The following is a 16,122-nucleotide window of genomic DNA, read 5'->3' on the forward strand; positions in this document are numbered from 1 at the left end:
GTTCTTCTCCTTGAACTAACCATGGCCCAGAGTGCGTGCGAGTTGGCGGTCGACCCGCTCCCGAAGTTCCGCAGACGGTGCCGAATCCGGGAAGTCGCCGTCCATCGCATAGATGAAGTCACCGCGAATCTCGGCTTTGAAGAAGCCCATCAATGAACGCAAGTGAGCCTCGACATGCTCGCCATGGGCCTCGGCCTTACCCGTTGCGAATATCAAAACGGGTTTCCCCTGCAGGGCTGTCATTTCGAAGAGGTCGAAAAGATGCTTGAGAAGACCGGTCATCGAGGACTTGAAGACCGGTGTCCCCACAACGAGGACGTCTGAAGACTGGATTGCGTCAAGAACGTTCGCAAGTCCAGCAGGAGCCTCCGAACGCCACAGGGTGGTTCCTAACACCGGGAGCACATCGACCAGATCAAACAGATATCGGGCGTAGCCGGGAGGGACGCTCGAGAGTGCGTATTCCCCGAGCGCCCGCGTCTTGGAGGGGCGCGAGACATTGCCAGTTATCGCGACAATCTTCATTTTGCCGGCCCTCCGATCAGATCTGGTTGCGGATATGCGGGGTACGCGCGTAGACGGCCACCATCGGCACGATCAGCAGACCCACGATCGCCTGTTGCGCGGCAAAGCTGAGGCCGAGCCCAACCAGCAGAGACGTCAATATCGTCAATACGAGTACCCCGAGAACGGTTGCCCCGTATCCGCCTGCGCCACCGAGCAGCGAGGTGCCGCCGATCACAACGGCCGCAACGGTGGTGAAGAGGTATGGATCTCCGACGCCAACGAAGCCGCCGCCGGAAAACCCGAGCAGCAATACGCCCGTCAGTGCCGACATCGCTCCACTGATACCGTGAATGCTGGTCCAGACCTTGGTTTCGGAAATGCCAAGCCGTGCCGCTGCAGTCCTGCTGCCCCCCACCGCGTAGATGGAGCGGCCAAACCAGGTGTTGTACAGAGCCCAGATGGTCGCAAGCGTTATGAGCAGCCAAACCAGCACCACCGGCGGCAGGGAAAGCCCGAAGGTCTTCCCGTTGAACGCGGCGAAATTCCGGAGCCAGTTCGGTACGGGCGCGAAAACCGTGCCGCCGTAGTCGGAACCGATGGAGGTGTACAGCTGTACCGCACCGACAAATGCGAAGCCGACCCCCAGGGACATGATGAGAGCCTGGCCCTGCAGCCTGAAGCTCAAAAAGCCGTTCGCGACCCCGATTGCTGCTCCCAGGATAACGACCACTATTGCGGCCAGCCAGGCAGGCATGCCGGTGACCAACAGGCTTGGGAAGAGAATGTTCGCTCCCCCGATGACATAGGGAATGGAGAGATCAAGCGCGCCGACCATGGCACATAGCGTCTGTCCCAACGATGCAAGCCCCAGGAAAGCGGCAAGCAGCAATATCGAACGCGCGTTACGGGGGGAGATGAACCCCGGAACAAGGATCGTACCCAGCACGAGAAGTGCGGCAAGCAGACCAAAGCCAATCACGATGCTGCGCTGCAGTTTTACCGATCGTCCTGTTTGGCTCATCGTCTGTTCCGTTGCGAGTAAAGTCATTACAAGTCCTCCCTAGAAAGCCGGGCGCCGGGCCGTCATGAATACGTTGACGAGGAGCGATGCCACGAGGATCAGGCCGAAAGCCATTTGCGTCACGAACCCTGTCACGCTTCCGAAACTGAAGGCGGAAAGCAGGTACGAGATGAGGAACATGTTCAGCGCACCAAGCGTCGACCCCAAAGCCCCCCCTCTCCCGCCAGCCAGGTTTGCGCCACCGAGCACCAGGGCGGTAACTGCCTGGAGCGTGTAGCTGCTTCCCTGGGTAGGATCGCCCGAAGAGATCAATGCCGTATAGCTGAGCGCGGCAAGGCCAACGAAGACGCCGCCGAGGAGATGGGCGCAGATGCGTACGGTGTCGACTTTCACTCCGCTCGTGTAGGCCATCCGTTCGTCGGCGCCTGTCATGCGGAGGTGGGAGTAAAAGGTGGTCCGGCGCATAACGGCCCAAAGAGCGAACGCCGCCAGGACGATAATCAGCACCGGAGATAAGATCGTGGTTCCTGCTCCCCACGTCATCATCCAGTCCGGCGCGACGCCGCCGGGCCTTGACATGACCATGAGGTTCACGCCTGAAAGGACGAGGAAGCTGGAAAGCGTGACGATTATGGGGGCGACCCGGACGTAGATGATGATGAGCGCCTGCAGCAACTGGTACAGTGCGCCGACTGCCACCACCCAGCAAATCACTGCGAGCGGAGACGTGTAACCCCTTGCCGAGAGCCAGCCGATCAGGGTGACGTTCACGAAACCCATCAGCGGGCCAACGGAAAGGTCGACCGAACCGCGGCCTGCCATCACGATCGGTGTCAGGGCCAGCGTCGTGAGGATCAAAGGTGCTGCGACGATGATTGCTCCGCCCATTCCGGTTGCGGTGAACAGCCGCGGCGAGAGCACGGCTGCGGCGACGAGCAACGCTCCGAAAAGAACGAGCGGTACGGTCAGCGACCTGTCGAGCGCAGGAAATCCGAAACGTTGCGACATCAGTGTGCCTTTCTCTCTTTGGAGAATTCCATGGTGTCGGCAACCGAGCGGCCGAACATTGCAGCGAGAATGGTTTCTTCGTTGATGTCGGGGCCGTCGAGGGAACGATGGATGCTCCCTTTGTGAAAGACATCAACGCGATCGGCGAAACCGAGAAACTCTTCGATCTCGCTTGAAAGGTAGATTACCGAGCCGCCACCTTCGGCAAACAGCCGAAGCTCGCGATACAGGTCGCGTTTGGTGTTGAGGTCCACGCCTCGAGCAGGGTCGTTAAGAACGATCACTCTGGGATCATTGGCGAAGGCACGACCGATCAGGACCTTCTGCTGGTTACCACCGGAAAGGGACGTAATCCGGTTGTCCGGGTGGCCGATCTTGACGCGGAGCCGCTCGACCTCCCGGGCAAACGTCAGCTTCAGCTTTTTCCGCTTGATGACACCGAACAGCCCCAGGTTCTTTTGATAGATACCGATGGCGAGGTTCTCGAAAATGCTCTGCTGCGGGAAAATTCCTTCCCGCTTCCGGTCTCCGGATACGTACACAATGCCCTTATTCGCGGCGTCGTCGAGCGTGCTGACTTTGACGAGACCGGTGCTTTCCCGATCCAGGATCCGGACCTCCCCTCCGAACGGCGAGATAATCCTTGCGACCAGTCGCACGAAGGCGTCCTGGCCCTGGCCGTCCAGTCCCGCAACGCCCACGATAGAACCCTGCGGAAGGACGAAGTCGAACGGTTGCGATGCCTCCTGGGGGCGCGCGCCATGGACGGAAAGAGCCTCCTTGCGATCACCCCACAGGCCCGGTGCCGACGTTGAAGCAGCGGCGGAAATTTGGCGGTCTTGAGGGGTCATCATGCGGAGGAGGTTCGCCTCGGTGATCTCGGATTTCTCAAGGACACCGACGGTGAAACCGTCTCTCAGTATTGTCGCCCGGTCGGCGATACGGACGAGCTCAGCGATGCGGTGCGTGACGATGATTACCGCGCACCCCTCTGACCGGAGCCGATCGATCTCTTCGTGGAGACGGACGGTCGCGTCGAGATCGAGTGCAGCCGAGGACTCGTCCAGGATCAAGACCTTGGGTTTCCTCAGAACGGCCCGGGCGATCACGATCCATTGCTTGATGCTGAGCGGAAGATCACCGACGTTCTGCCTGAGATCGACATGCTTTCCCACCAGGCGGTCCAGAAGGCTTTGCGCAAGGCTTTCACGTTCCTTGGAGGATTTCCGAAGCGAGAACAGGTCCTCGCTTCCCACGAAAAGGTTGTCGAGGACACTCGCCTCATCGGCGACAAGGACCTCCTGGAAGATCGTAGCGAGACCAACCTCTTTGGCATCGACTGGCGAGGCGATGGACTTGCCAAGGATCAGGACAGATCCTGCATCGGCAGCGATAACGCCGGACATGATCTTCGCCATGGTGCTCTTGCCGCTGCCATTCTCGCCAACGATCGCGTGCACCTCTCCTGCCTTGGCGACAAAATCGCATTTCTTCAAAGCCTTCGTTTCGCCAAACGATTTGGCAACGGCCGTCATGCTTACGGCGACGTCATTCGTCATGCCGATCCTCCCTTTAGGCAGCAGCAAATCGCGCCAGGTCATCCGATGCCCGCGCCTCTTGCTGGATTGTGACTGCCGTCTTTGAACGCTCCGAGAACTCGCTCGGTGAACTATAGAATGACAGATTGTCTGCTAATCTGTCAATAGTGCCGCCATACCCATACCGGGATGTCGAGATGGTTTCCATGAAGTCGGTTGGTCGCTCGACGCTCTCAAAGTTGCAAAAGCATGTTGACACGCACCTGACGTCGGTCAGAGGGTCTCAATCGGAGTTCCGCCCGATCGGAAGCGATCTGGCGGCCTTCGCGATCAAGACAGGACCAAAGCGCTATTGAGGGTGTCCGGTAATCGGAATGACCATCGCACCCTCTCCGATGAAGGCGACCGTTTGGATCGGGCATACGGAACATCCCAACCTCCGCGCGTCGAACGCGGCACGTGCCATTCGATCATCCAGCCCTTCCACGCTGGGGGGCGGGCACATCGAACTCATGGTCGATCAGCCCCTGGCGCGCAACCGTGGAAGGATCACGGGAACTCTTCGAAGTTTTCCTTCGCGGGGTCGTGAGCAAGCCACGGCCTGGCGTGGGACAGCCAGACGTTGGACATAGGAACCGAACCAGGATCAGTGTCAAAAGTGCCTGCCCGCAGCACCTTCATTTCCGGGTTGGCAGGCCGTTCGGCATAAACGTGCGAACCACACCGTGAGCAGAACCACCTCAGTTTTCCAGGGGTCGACTCAAAGCTGTGAAGGACGTCCTCGCCGGAAGTCAGCTTGAAGTTCTCACTCTTCACCTTGGCGGCAGTGTTATGATCGGCCGCATGGGACTTTCTGCACGTCTGGCAGAAGCAGTTCCACATCGGGCCATCCAGTTCCGACACTTCGTACTGGACCGCTTGACATTGGCAAGATCCGAGGATCGGCATCTTCAAAATCCTTTCATCGTTTATTGAGTTGTGGCGGTCGCGCGCTCGCAGAAAGCCACCGCTTCAGGTTCCGTGCAGCCTGCCGGATTCTGTCTTCATTCTCCACGAAAGCCAGCCGTACGTATTCGTCACCCATCTCGCCGAAACCGATACCAGGCGAAATCGCGACCTGTGCCTTCTCGAGCACGAGTTTCGAAAACTCCAGCGAGCTAAGGTGTCGGAAATCCGGAGGTATCTTGGCCCATGCGAACATCGTCGCCGCAGGAGCTGGAACGTCGAAACCGGCATCGGCAAAGGTCTTGACCAGTGTATCTCTGCGCGTCTTATAGATGTCTCGGGCCCGCGCGGCGTCCTCCCCGTCCGAGTTTAGGGCATGAGCGGCGGCGACCTGTATCGGCGTAAATGCTCCGTAGTCCAGGTACGATTTCACGCGCGTCAACGCTCGGATGAGCCGTTCGTTGCCCACCGCAAACCCAACGCGCCAACCGGGCATAGAGAATGTCTTCGACATCGAGGAGAACTCGACGGCCACGTCGATCGCGCCGGGGACTTCGAGAACAGACGGCGGCGGCGGACCGTCGAAATAGATTTCAGCGTAGGCGATATCCGACAGAACGATGAGATCGTGCTTCTTGGCGAAGGCGATGACGTCGTTATAGAAGTCGAGCGTCGCGACGCGAGCGGTGGGGTTAGACGGGTAGCTTATGATGAGCGCCAGAGGCTTCGGTACCGAATGCCGCACCGCCATTTCGAGAGCTTGGAAGAAGGTCTCATCCGGCTCGACCGGTACCGACCTTATCACGCCCCCTGCCATGAGAAATCCGAACGTATGGATCGGATAGGAAGGGTTCGGACAGAGAATGACATCCCCGGGGGCGGTTATCGCCTGCGCCATGTTCGCAAACCCCTCCTTGGACCCGAGCGTCGCAACAACCTGGGTATCCGGATCAAGCTTCACATTAAACCGGCGGGCGTAATACGCAGCCTTGGCGCGGCGAAGCCCGATAATGCCCTTGGAAGCCGAATAGCGGTGCGTGCGCGGATGCTGCACCGCTTCGCATAGCTTGTCCACAACCCAGCTTGGCGTGGGAAGATCGGGATTGCCCATTCCAAGATCGATGATGTCGACTCCGGCCGCGCGCGCGCTGGACTTGAGACGGTTCACCTGCTCGAAGACGTAAGGGGGCAAACGCTGTATCTTGTGGAATTCCAACTTCTGGTTCCTTATCGTGGGTCCTCCGCGCCGACGGATGAAGCCGGCGCGGAGGTCGCGGGACAACTTGGGAGGTCGTCGATTACTTCTTCGGCCGCCAGGCCAGCGGATCTTCCGGGCGCTCGAAGTACTGTGCTGCTACGTCCGCGGGCCACCATGCATCGCCCTTGGGCTCGATCCACGCCGTGGAGTTCGGATCGCAATCTTCCGGAATTGCTTCCTTCACATCGTCGATCGTGTAGGGAAGAGCCGGTCGCAGGATCGACTGGATCTTCGGCCCCTGGCCTTGGAGCGTCCTCATCATCACGTCCCACACCAGGCGAGCATCGGCCCGCGGCGGCCAGAAATGGAAGCTCTGGCTGATGAAGTCGGGATTGTTACGCCAGTAGCACGCCGCCGACGCCTCGCCGCCGAGGACGATTGGCATCATGTCGCGCCCGGACTGCTGGACCGCGTTGACGACACCGTTTTCCGACGCCGACTGGACCAGGATACCTGCGATTTCGGTAGGGTTGGTCGCGAGGAATTTCTGGACTTCGACCTGGGCGACCTGATCGGTCCACTTGCCAGCGACATCGCCCACGACGGTGATGTCCTTATACTCGTCGAACGCCTTCTTGGCACCGACATTGAAGCTGTCGGACGATGCGAAGCCCGGGATGCCTGAAACCGTCAGGACGTTGCCCTTACCGCCGATCTCCTCCGCCAGCCATTTCGCGGCGGTGTAACCGCCCTGGGTGTTGTTTTCGGTCGCATTGATCGCGTAGGGCGATGTCACGTAACCCGAGAAGGAGAAAACCGGAACGCCCTTGGAATGCGCGTATTCGATGGTCTGGTTGATGGCCGTGACGTTCGAGCAGCAGATGATGATGGCATCGACGCCGTCGTCGACCATCTGGCGCATCTGCTGGATTTGCGTCGCGTCCTTCAGGTCGGACTGCGTGACGACAAGGTCAGATACCAGTCCAGCCTCCTTGTATTTCGGAAGCAGAACCTCGTTCATTTCAGTGAGGATCTGGGCACGCCACGTGTTGCCGGCATAAGTGGACGCGTAGCCGATTTTCCACGGCGGCGGCCGCTTCGCTACAAAATCCTTGAGCGGCGTACCGCCGAGGGGAATTGCCGGGTCCACGAGCTGGTAAAGCTGCTTCTGGTCCGGTGGTAGCGAGTCTAAGCCGTCCGCGAATGCGGCGGTGGTCATCAGGCCTAGCCCGATGATCACGCTCAATGCGGTGTAAACCTTCTTCAACATGTGTAGGGTCTCCTCCCCTTCGTACATCCGCTACAGCAGTCGACGCCGTTCGCGTCGAGCCACGGAATTGGTGAAACGTGTTTCGATTTCGGATTGTTGGCGGGCGGCTTACGCCGCCCGCGGAACGGTCAGTTCCTGAGGCCAGCCTGTTTCAGCAGGGGCATGACGCGGTCGTTGAAGAACGGCAATTCTTCGTTGTAGTCGACCATAGTGAGAAGCGCGCCGTCAACGCCCGTATTGCTCAATGCGACGAGCTTGTCGGCGACCTGTTCCGGCGTTCCGACGATCGGGTAGCCGCCCCAGCCAGCGATAAAGCGCTCCTTGAACTTTTGGTACATCTCCTCCGAGTGGTTCTGTGACTGAACCTGAAGAACCTCGCAGATGTTTTCGCAGGCTTCCCAGTCGCCCTTCTGGTTCACGTAGTAGTCATAGTAGTCCTGGGCTTCCTTTTCGGTCTCGCGAACGACGACCGGGCACGCGGTGAAGGTTCCGAGTTCGCGCTTGTATTCCTCGCGAGCCAGCTCCTTCACCTTCTTCACCCAGGCTGCGCCCGATTCCATGTCCTGCATGAAGCCGAAGTTGAAGTCGCAGAACTTCGCGGTGAAGTGCAGGCCCTTGCCCGAGGAACCGGCGCAGATGAGGACCGGGCGGCCCGTCTCCTTGTTATAGGGCTTCGGCTCGCTGAACGCGTCTTTCACCTTGAGGAACTGGCCGTCATAGGTGACACCGTTCTTCTTCCACAAGGTGTCAACGATTTCCATCCATTCCGTGGCATATTCGTAGCGGGTGTCGTGTTCCATCATTGGAACGCCGAACATCTCCATTTCCGGGGTAAACCAACCCGTCACCAGGTTCAGGCCGTATCGGCCTTTCGAAATATTGTCGATCGTCGTCGCCATCTTCGTCGCGACGATGGGGTTCAGGGTCGGGATATGCGTCGTCGAGAAAAACTGCAGCTTCGTGGTCACGGCAGCCAGGGCCGCGGCCCACGTGAACGTGTCCATGTTCACGCCGTTGAAGTTCGTCGGCCCGCCGAAACCGCGCCACCGGGCGATCGGCACCATGCATTCCCACCCGGCCGCTTCGAGCTTTTTGGCAATTTCGACATTGTGTTCGAAAGTCGGTTCGAAAGTCGATTCCGCGGTGGTGATGGCGCAAGCGCTCGAACAATTTGTTCCAAATACGCCAAGTTTTAGCTTGTTGCCGTTAAACATAGGGTTTCCGGCGGCGCGGAAATCATCGCTGGTCGTCATATTGAAGTCTCCTCCACAGAGTTGGTCTGTTCCCGGCCCGAAAGCCGGGGGTACCGTTCAGATGCCCATGTCCTCGAAGACTTCCTGCGCGACGCGGAAGCTGTCGATCGCCGCGGGCACGCCGCAATAGATCGCGACCTGAAGAAAAACTTCACGAAGCTCATCCTTGCTGAGGCCGTTATTGATCGCGCCGCGAACGTGCAGCTTCAACTCGTGGGGGCGGTTAAGGGCGGAAATCATGCCCAGATTGAGAAGGCTGCGTGAACGGCGGTCGAGGCCGGGCCTGTTCCAGATCTCGTTCCAGCAATACTCGGTGACAAGCTCCTGCATCGGCCAGTTGAACTCGGTCGCCTTGTTTACCGAAGCGTCGACATACGCACCGCCGAGAACCTCCCGACGGGTCTGCAGACCCTTTTCGAACCGTTCGCTGACGGGACGCCCATTCACTTGCGATTTCACATCGGTGGCAATAGTCACGGATCAAACTCCTCATTTTCGGCCGAAAGGCATTTGGTGGATGTCATAGGCCGAAAAAGCTCGGCCAAACGTTTCAGGCGGCAGCATCGATCAGCGCTGCCGATCTAACCAATTTCCCGTCCTCGTAGAGGAGCGGGGCAATATTCTCGATAAACCGGGCCTCGACGACCTCCCCGAGAACGACGTCATGGGTGCCGACGGAGACTGCGGAGTTGAGGCTGCAGACGAATGCGGCCTGGGCGTCGCCAAGGATGGGAACTCCGCCGGCCGTGATCCACTCACCGTGCGCGAACCTCTCCTCTCCCTTCAGTTTTCCACTGAACAGCGGAACCAAAGAGGCATGGCTAAGATGCAGCATGTTGACCGCGAATTTTTCCGCCAGCTTGAGCGGGCCGCTGATCGAAGCAGATTGGTTGATGCAAACCAGGAGGGTTGGCGGGTCAGCCGTCACCGACTGGACGGCGGTTGCAGCCATGCCGTAACGGGCACCTTCCCATTCCGTCGTGATCAGGCAAATTGTCGATGTGAACCGGCGTAAAGCGGTCTTGAACGCCGCTTGCGCTGCTATTTCAGCACTAGCCATGGCTACCTCCCCAAGTCATTCGTGAGTCAAGATAAGCAGATTAGCAGACAATCTGTCAACACGTTTTATCGTTATTGACAGATTGTCTGCGAAAATGTTTTCTTTGGGCAGCGAAAGAGGAGACGATTATGGATTTAGAATCGAAAGTCTGTGTGGTGACCGGGGCTGGCAGCGGGATCGGGCGCGCCACTGCTGAACTATTTGCGCGCCACGGCGCTAGGGTTGGCGTCGTCGACGTCAACATCGATGCCGCACGAGACGTTGCCCGAGAAATCGGGACAGATGCGATCGCGTTAAAGGCCGATGTGTCTTTGTCCGCCGAAGTCGAGGCGATGGTTAGGTCAGTTAAGGAAAAATGGGGGCGTATCGACGTTCTCGTCAACAACGCGGGGTTCGGAATGACCGGAAACGTCACGACCATCGCCGAATCCGACTGGGACCGGATCATGGCGGTGAACGTGAAGGGGATATTCCTATGCTCGAAATACGTGGTTCCCATTATGGCGGAACAGGGAAGCGGATCGATTATTAACACGACCTCATACACGGCCGTGTCAGCCATCGCTAACCGCACGGCCTACGTGGCGTCGAAAGGCGCGATCTCGGCACTTACGAGAGCCATGGCACTGGACCACGCAAAAGACGGGATCCGCGTCAACGCTGTCGCCCCCGGAACGATCGACTCGCCCTATTTCACCAAGATTTTCGCCGAAGCGGCAGACCCGCAAGCCCTGCGGGAAGACTTCAACGCCCGTGCAGCCCTGCACCGGATGGGCGACCCGGAAGAGATCGCCGAGGCGATGCTTTTTCTCGCTTCGGACCGCTCGCGGTTTGCGACCGGAAGCATTCTCACCGTCGACGGAGGATCGTCGATCGGAAACCACTTGGTGCGCTAAAGCACGTAGGTGCTGACGGGTGCCTCCTTCTTGACCACGGGGGCAATTTTGCTGTGGCATTACGTGTCGGAAACACAGAGACTCGCGGTGGGAAAAAGATAGAGATCACGCGCAAGGCTGCGTGATCATAATCCTGCGATGAGACGTCGCAACGGCACCTTATAGACACATCGCCGCGCCTGATCCTTCACCCAGATATCGCGTGAATTTTCCAATTTCATACCGGAATTTCTCGGGAGCGCGTGAGGATGCCGCCTGCGATGCCGGCGGTGTCATCGCCGGGAAGCCAATTGCAAAGCCTCGGTATGCGCCCGCCCACTTTCGCATTCGATCGCCCGGCGTGCTGCACCGGGCGACCAGAGTCAGTCCGACCGCTTAGCGCGCGGTTTGCCGGACAAACTTGAGCCCTTTTACAAGATAGCTCCGGAAGAAATTCGGGTGTTCGCACATGGGGAAATGACCCAGCCCATCCATGACGAGGTGGAGGCATCCCGGAATAAGTTCGGCGAGCTTGGCACCGTCGTCCGGAGTGGCTGAGTAGTCATAGTCGCCCGAGAGCAGCGCCACCGGGGTGCGTGATGGGTCAATACGGGGAGCTGTCACTGCTCCGTCGAACTCGTCGCTGTAGAAGGAAAGATCGCCTGGGTAAACTCCGGGTGCTCCCTGCGAATAGATCCAGCTTGACCTCCTGCGCTCGCCTGAGGGGCTAAGTGGGCTCATGATCCCTCTGACATACGCCGAGTTATGAAGTGAGCCGTGTACGTTTACGTTATGCTGGTACGGGTTCCGGCGTCCCTTGGAGCGGAAAGGTGGCTCGATCGCCACGATCCCGAGGACATGCTCCGGCCGTTCCGCGGCGAGAACCAGCGACATAGCCGCGCCCATGGACCCACCCGCGACAATCGCCTTTTCGCGAACGACCTGTTCGAGTACGGCCGTGCACCATTTCAGGTATAGCGATGCCGTGAGCTTGTAGGGTGCTCCATCCCATGTCAGCGGCGGCATGGACCGACCGTGGAATGGTAGGTCAACCGCGATCAGCCTGTAGCTTTTCGCAAGCTCGGTGTCCGCCAGTTGAGGAATGAATTGGCGGCTATCCGCTCCGGCGGTGTGAAGAAACAGGACCGGCACCCCCTCGCCTGATTCTTCGTAATATATTTCATGGGGGACGTCATCGATATCGACGACGGCATACTGCCCCCGAATTTGACGCAGGTCGCGTTGAGCATGCTCGGCTTTCATCTCGGGGGACGCAACGACGAGCTCGAACACCCGCTCCAGAGCCGGGCGTGCTTTCGCAAGGGCGAGCGGTGAGCCGGCGATCTCGAAGAGAGGATTTGCAAGCTGCAACGCTGTGAAGGAGTGAAAGGTGGCGGGCGGCGGCGTCATTAGAACCTGCTCCCAGGCGTCCGCAGTGGCCCTCACTGTCACCTGGGGATTATCGCTTTCCCCCGAGATCGCCGCGCCGCCTTCAGCGAAATTGAGGGCGATCACCTGATCGCCGACGTAGAAGGCGATGTCCATTGTCAGGTCCGGAGTGAGCCGGGGCAATTCCCGATCCCCAAGAGCCTCCGCTATGCGGGACCGCAATTCATTAAAAGTGCCCAAAGCAACCTCCCTGTTCGAACGAGCGCCCGGCCGCACCCGTCGGCAGCGCCATGACTTCGAATAAGCAGATTATCAGACAATCTGTCAATACCGGCTGATGCCGCTTCTTCAGTCGCCGTCGTTTTCGGAGGTTTTACGAAGGTAGTCCAGTGCGACCTTAGCCGCCATATCGATGTGGTACTTGCAGGCTGCGGCGGCTTTCGCTCCGTTTCGGTCAGTAATGGCCGCAGCGATCTCCTTGATCTCTTCCACACTGTGGTTCAAGCGCCCCGGCTGCGTCATCGACGTCATGCGCAGCAGCGTCACCCGATTGTGGAGCGATGTCAGCATTTGCTTGACGAAGACGTTTCCGCTCCCTTGCATCAGGCAGTCGTAAAACGCGGTTTTCGCCTTGATGAGCCTGCTACCGGCGCCGTTTGCCGCGGCTTCCGCAAACTCAGCAACCGCCTCATTGAGTGTGTGGATATCCTGGGCGGTTCCGTTTTCAGCGAATTCCTTTCCAGCATAGCTCTCGAGCAAAGCCCTGACGCTGTAAAGCTGAGCGGCTTCTTCGTAAGTGATAGTGCTGACGACGGGGCCGCGGTGCGGATAGCTGGTAATGAGGCCCTCGGCCTCGAGTTGTCGAAGCGCCTCGCGGATTGATGTTCGTCCGACACCGATCGACTCGCAGAGTTCTCGCTCAACGAGGCGCTGACCCGGCTTGAAACGGCCGCTGGATATCGCCTGCCGCAGTTTATCCTCTACCTGAGTGCGCAAAGTGGCACTCTGCCGTGCAATCTGTAAATCCATATCACCCATAGGATCCAAAAGTCCGTTTTACCAAGGCCGGAACCGGCCGCGCAAGTCATGGTACTATATGGTGGGTTATCCCGATGAGACAACCCGATTGTCTGACGAAAACGAAGAACACCCACGCCTGGCCTCTTACCGGACATTCCATGCGTCCCCATTACCGTAGAACCTTTGCAAATGCGAGATCCGGTGACAGCGATGGGAAACTCGTCAGGACTGCGGGATCGTGGCCTGGAACGAGTACTCCGGACGGTCCTGAAAGCTCACGGAGAGTTCGGTATCCCTCCAGTACGTCGGCGTAATCGGCGAAAAGCGGAAAGACGTCGTCATGCTCTAGATAGCGTTGAAAATGGAGTGCGTCCGATGCGATAACGACGACGTCATTGCCATCGTCCAGCCTCACGACCTGAAGGCCCCTAGAATGACCGCCGACGAGATGGATAGTGAGCCCCTCCATAATCTCGCCGTTCCCGTCGTGGAAGCACACCCTGCCGGAAAACGTCAGGCGGACTGCATCGACTACGGCGTCCACCGCAAAGGGACGCCGAAGACGATCATGGCACATGCATCGTCCTGTACCGTAGGCCATCTCCCGATCCTGCAAGTGGAACAGGGCTTCGGGGAAGTCCGCAAGGTTTCCCGCGTGATCATAGTGAAGATGCGTGATGACGACGTCGGTAATGGACGATGCGGAAATCCCGAGCTGGCGAAGCGCCTCGACCGGATGGATCAACATGGTCCTCCCGCGCCTTTCAGCCTCCTGCGGGCTAAACCCGGTGTCAACCAGGATCAGACGTTCACCATGGCGGATCAACCAAACGAAATACTCGATCCTGCCCGGGGCGTCGTGGGGATCTCCTGCTTCCAGGCCGAGTTCGCCAACGGGCCGAACCGCAGTGCCGTAATGTATCGCCAGGACTTTCCAGTCGGTCAAATTCTCGCTCCTTCCGCAGGCTTAAGGAACCAGCAGATGCCGGATCACCTCGCCACGGTCTAACCGGTCGAAGGCCTCGTTGATTTCCTCAAGCGGGCCAGTGCTGGACAACAGTCTCTCCACGGGCAACCTACCCTTGAGGAACAGGTCGATATAGCGGGGAACATCGCGCGAAGGTACGCAGGACCCCATGTAGCTGCCTTTGATGACGCGTTCTTCCCCGACAAGAGGAAGCGGCGAGATCTCGAATTTGGTGTTCACGTTCGCCAGACCCGCTGTGGCCGTCGTGCCGCCGCGCCGCGTAATGCCATACGCGGTTTCGAACGCTTTGCTCGACCCTGCCATCTCGATGGCGTAGTCCACTCCCCCGCGGGTCGCTTCCTTGACCTCGCCGATGACATCCGGCGTGGTTGCCAGGAAGGTACGCGTCGCGCCCAGCGCCTTAGCCAACTCAAGCTTCTCCGGCATCAAATCGATGGCGACGATCTCGCTTGCCCCGCTGGCCACCGCTCCGAGGACGGCCGACAACCCCACGCCTCCCAGGCCGATGACGGCGACCGACTGCCCCGGCTTCACGCCACATGTATTTACGACGGCACCGACGCCTGTCATCACGGCGCATCCGAACAAGGCCGCCATGGTGACGTCCACGTCTTTGGTGATCTTGACGACCGAGTGCGCCGACACGACCGCGTATTCCGAAAACGCCGATACGCCGCTGTGATGGTTGATATCGTAGCCCCGAAGACGGATATGCTTGCTACCGTTCAACAATGTCCCGGCGGCGTTTGCGCGATAGCCCGGCTCACAGAGGCTTGCGCGTCCTCCCGCGCAGTAATCGCAGTGTCCGCAGATGGGCAGGAACGACATCACGACGTGATCGCCAACCTTCACTGTATCCACACCGGGTCCGATTTCTTCGACAATGCCGGACGCTTCATGCCCCAACGCGACAGGCAATGGACGGGGGCGGTCGCCATTTATCGCCGACAGGTCGGAGTGGCACACACCAGCGGCCTTGATTTTGACCAGGACCTCAAGATTGCCCGGAGGCGCCAGGTCGACGGTCTCGACACTGAGAGGCCGCGAACTTGCATACGGCTTGGGAAGCCCTGACTCTCGGAGAATGACTGATTTCATCTGCATTGTCGCGTATTCCTATCTCGAGAGCATCTGCATGGCGGCGGGTACGTAGCGGAAGCCTTCCCCCTCCCGGGCGACATTGCCGAGCCCGGGCCACGCAAAGTGATAGGACATCACTGGTATGCGGTCTGTCGCGAGCATATCCAGCACCCGTGTGCGCGACCGCGCCGAGAGCTTGGGATCGGTGTCGTACTTGAACTCCATCCACGGGCGTTCCATCAGCAGGATATGATGATGGGTCAGATCGCCGAGGAAGCAGAGCCGATCGTTGCCCGACTGCATGAGGAAGCAGAAGTGGCCCAAGGTGTGGCCTGGAGCGTGCACTGCCTGCACGCCCGGCAGAAACTCCTGACCGTCCACGAAATGCGTTATCCGATCACGGTGTGGAAGAAGGTTCCTCCGGGCATTTTCCACCTGGGCCTTGAAACCGTCATCAAGCTTGCCTCCGTCGGTCCAGTCATCGAAGTCGCTTTCGCTTATGAAGATCTCCGCGTTGGGAAAATTAAGCTTGCCGTCCTGATCGCAAAGTCCGCCGGTGTGGTCGATGTGTGCGTGGGACAACACCACGGCATCGACTTCCAAAGTGTCGATCCCTGCCTCCTGCATGCTCTTCAGCAGGCGACCGGTCGTCGGCCCGAAAATCTTCGACGTCCCCATCCCGGTGTCGAACAGGATGGTCTTTCCGTTGATTTTGACCAGCGGGATGTTCTGCTCGAGGGTCACCGACGAACTGGACAGGAAGTTCCTGTCGAGCATTTCCGTCACCGTGGCTGCGTCGACCCCGAGGAAATTCTCCCGTGGGTCGCCCAATTCCAACGGTCCGTCCGAAAGTACCGTTATTTCGCCGCTTCCGAACTTGAACGGATAGAAATAGGGCAACTTAGTCTGATGCGCTTGGTCATTGAGCACGCCGCTTATCCTCCCAGATTGGCTGCACCATTTGACAGAT

16 protein-coding genes are annotated in these 16,122 nt (G+C 58.9%); 1 reads left to right on the forward strand and 15 read right to left on the reverse strand.

Annotated features, from left to right (window positions below):
* Positions 1-15 precede the first annotated feature (15 nt).
* The 10 genes from QDY28_RS20910 to QDY28_RS20955 all read right to left on the reverse strand — a co-directional run bounded on the left by QDY28_RS20910 (position 16) and on the right by QDY28_RS20955 (position 9,800).
* Positions 16-525, reverse strand: coding sequence for an NADPH-dependent FMN reductase (locus tag QDY28_RS20910; protein ID WP_331383562.1), 510 nt, complete (start codon positions 523-525; stop codon positions 16-18).
* 16 nt (positions 526-541) lie between these two features.
* Positions 542-1,555 carry an ABC transporter permease gene (locus QDY28_RS20915; protein WP_331383563.1) on the reverse strand — a complete coding sequence of 338 codons (1,014 nt, stop codon included), beginning with the start codon at positions 1,553-1,555 and terminating at the stop codon, positions 542-544.
* Between the two features lie 12 nt (positions 1,556-1,567).
* On the reverse strand, positions 1,568-2,536 hold the full coding sequence (locus QDY28_RS20920) for an ABC transporter permease (protein ID WP_331383564.1): 969 nt from the start codon (positions 2,534-2,536) through the stop codon (positions 1,568-1,570).
* Complete coding sequence (locus QDY28_RS20925) at positions 2,536-4,095, reverse strand: sugar ABC transporter ATP-binding protein (protein WP_331383565.1); 1,560 nt, start codon at positions 4,093-4,095, stop codon at positions 2,536-2,538. Before QDY28_RS20925 ends, QDY28_RS20920 begins: the two co-directional genes overlap by 1 nt.
* Before the next feature lie 528 nt (positions 4,096-4,623).
* Entirely contained in the window at positions 4,624-5,022 is a 399-nt protein-coding gene (locus QDY28_RS20930; protein WP_331383566.1) for a GFA family protein, read from the reverse strand.
* 13 nt (positions 5,023-5,035) lie between these two features.
* Positions 5,036-6,250, reverse strand: a complete 1,215-nt coding sequence (locus QDY28_RS20935; protein ID WP_331383576.1) for an LL-diaminopimelate aminotransferase — start codon at positions 6,248-6,250, stop codon at positions 5,036-5,038.
* Positions 6,251-6,317: 67 nt separating this feature from the next.
* On the reverse strand, positions 6,318-7,487 hold the full coding sequence (locus tag QDY28_RS20940) for an ABC transporter substrate-binding protein (protein ID WP_064843764.1): 1,170 nt from the start codon (positions 7,485-7,487) through the stop codon (positions 6,318-6,320).
* A gap of 128 nt (positions 7,488-7,615) precedes the next feature.
* Entirely contained in the window at positions 7,616-8,740 is a 1,125-nt protein-coding gene (locus QDY28_RS20945) for an LLM class flavin-dependent oxidoreductase (protein WP_007636446.1), read from the reverse strand.
* Positions 8,741-8,797: 57 nt separating this feature from the next.
* Entirely contained in the window at positions 8,798-9,217 is a 420-nt protein-coding gene (locus QDY28_RS20950; RefSeq protein ID WP_007636445.1) for a carboxymuconolactone decarboxylase family protein, read from the reverse strand.
* A 73-nt stretch (positions 9,218-9,290) separates the two neighbouring features.
* A complete protein-coding gene (locus QDY28_RS20955) occupies positions 9,291-9,800 on the reverse strand; it encodes a flavin reductase family protein (RefSeq protein WP_331383567.1) in 510 nt (169 codons plus the stop codon).
* A gap of 128 nt (positions 9,801-9,928) precedes the next feature.
* Between QDY28_RS20955 and QDY28_RS20960 the strand changes: the two genes are divergently transcribed.
* Complete coding sequence (locus tag QDY28_RS20960; protein WP_331383568.1) at positions 9,929-10,696, forward strand: SDR family oxidoreductase; 768 nt, start codon at positions 9,929-9,931, stop codon at positions 10,694-10,696.
* A gap of 375 nt (positions 10,697-11,071) precedes the next feature.
* Here QDY28_RS20960 and QDY28_RS20965 read toward each other — a convergent pair whose 3' ends face one another.
* The 5 genes from QDY28_RS20965 to QDY28_RS20985 form a co-directional block, all read right to left on the reverse strand.
* Positions 11,072-12,304 (reverse strand): alpha/beta fold hydrolase, encoded by a 1,233-nt coding sequence (locus QDY28_RS20965; RefSeq protein ID WP_331383569.1) that lies wholly within the window; start codon positions 12,302-12,304, stop codon positions 11,072-11,074.
* Between the two features lie 108 nt (positions 12,305-12,412).
* Entirely contained in the window at positions 12,413-13,102 is a 690-nt protein-coding gene (locus tag QDY28_RS20970; protein WP_331383570.1) for a GntR family transcriptional regulator, read from the reverse strand.
* 151 nt (positions 13,103-13,253) lie between these two features.
* The gene (locus tag QDY28_RS20975) at positions 13,254-14,030 is read right to left on the reverse strand and encodes an N-acyl homoserine lactonase family protein (protein ID WP_028003113.1); all 777 of its coding nucleotides are present in this window, start codon (positions 14,028-14,030) and stop codon (positions 13,254-13,256) included.
* 21 nt (positions 14,031-14,051) lie between these two features.
* Positions 14,052-15,176, reverse strand: a complete 1,125-nt coding sequence (locus QDY28_RS20980) for a zinc-dependent alcohol dehydrogenase family protein (RefSeq protein WP_013984731.1) — start codon at positions 15,174-15,176, stop codon at positions 14,052-14,054.
* A 12-nt stretch (positions 15,177-15,188) separates the two neighbouring features.
* On the reverse strand, positions 15,189-16,082 hold the full coding sequence (locus QDY28_RS20985) for an MBL fold metallo-hydrolase (protein WP_015341914.1): 894 nt from the start codon (positions 16,080-16,082) through the stop codon (positions 15,189-15,191).
* Positions 16,083-16,122: the final 40 nt, after the last annotated feature.

Origin of the sequence: Rhizobium sp. BR 362 (assembly GCF_036528765.1) — a bacterium.
Taxonomy (GTDB): domain Bacteria; phylum Pseudomonadota; class Alphaproteobacteria; order Rhizobiales; family Rhizobiaceae; genus Rhizobium.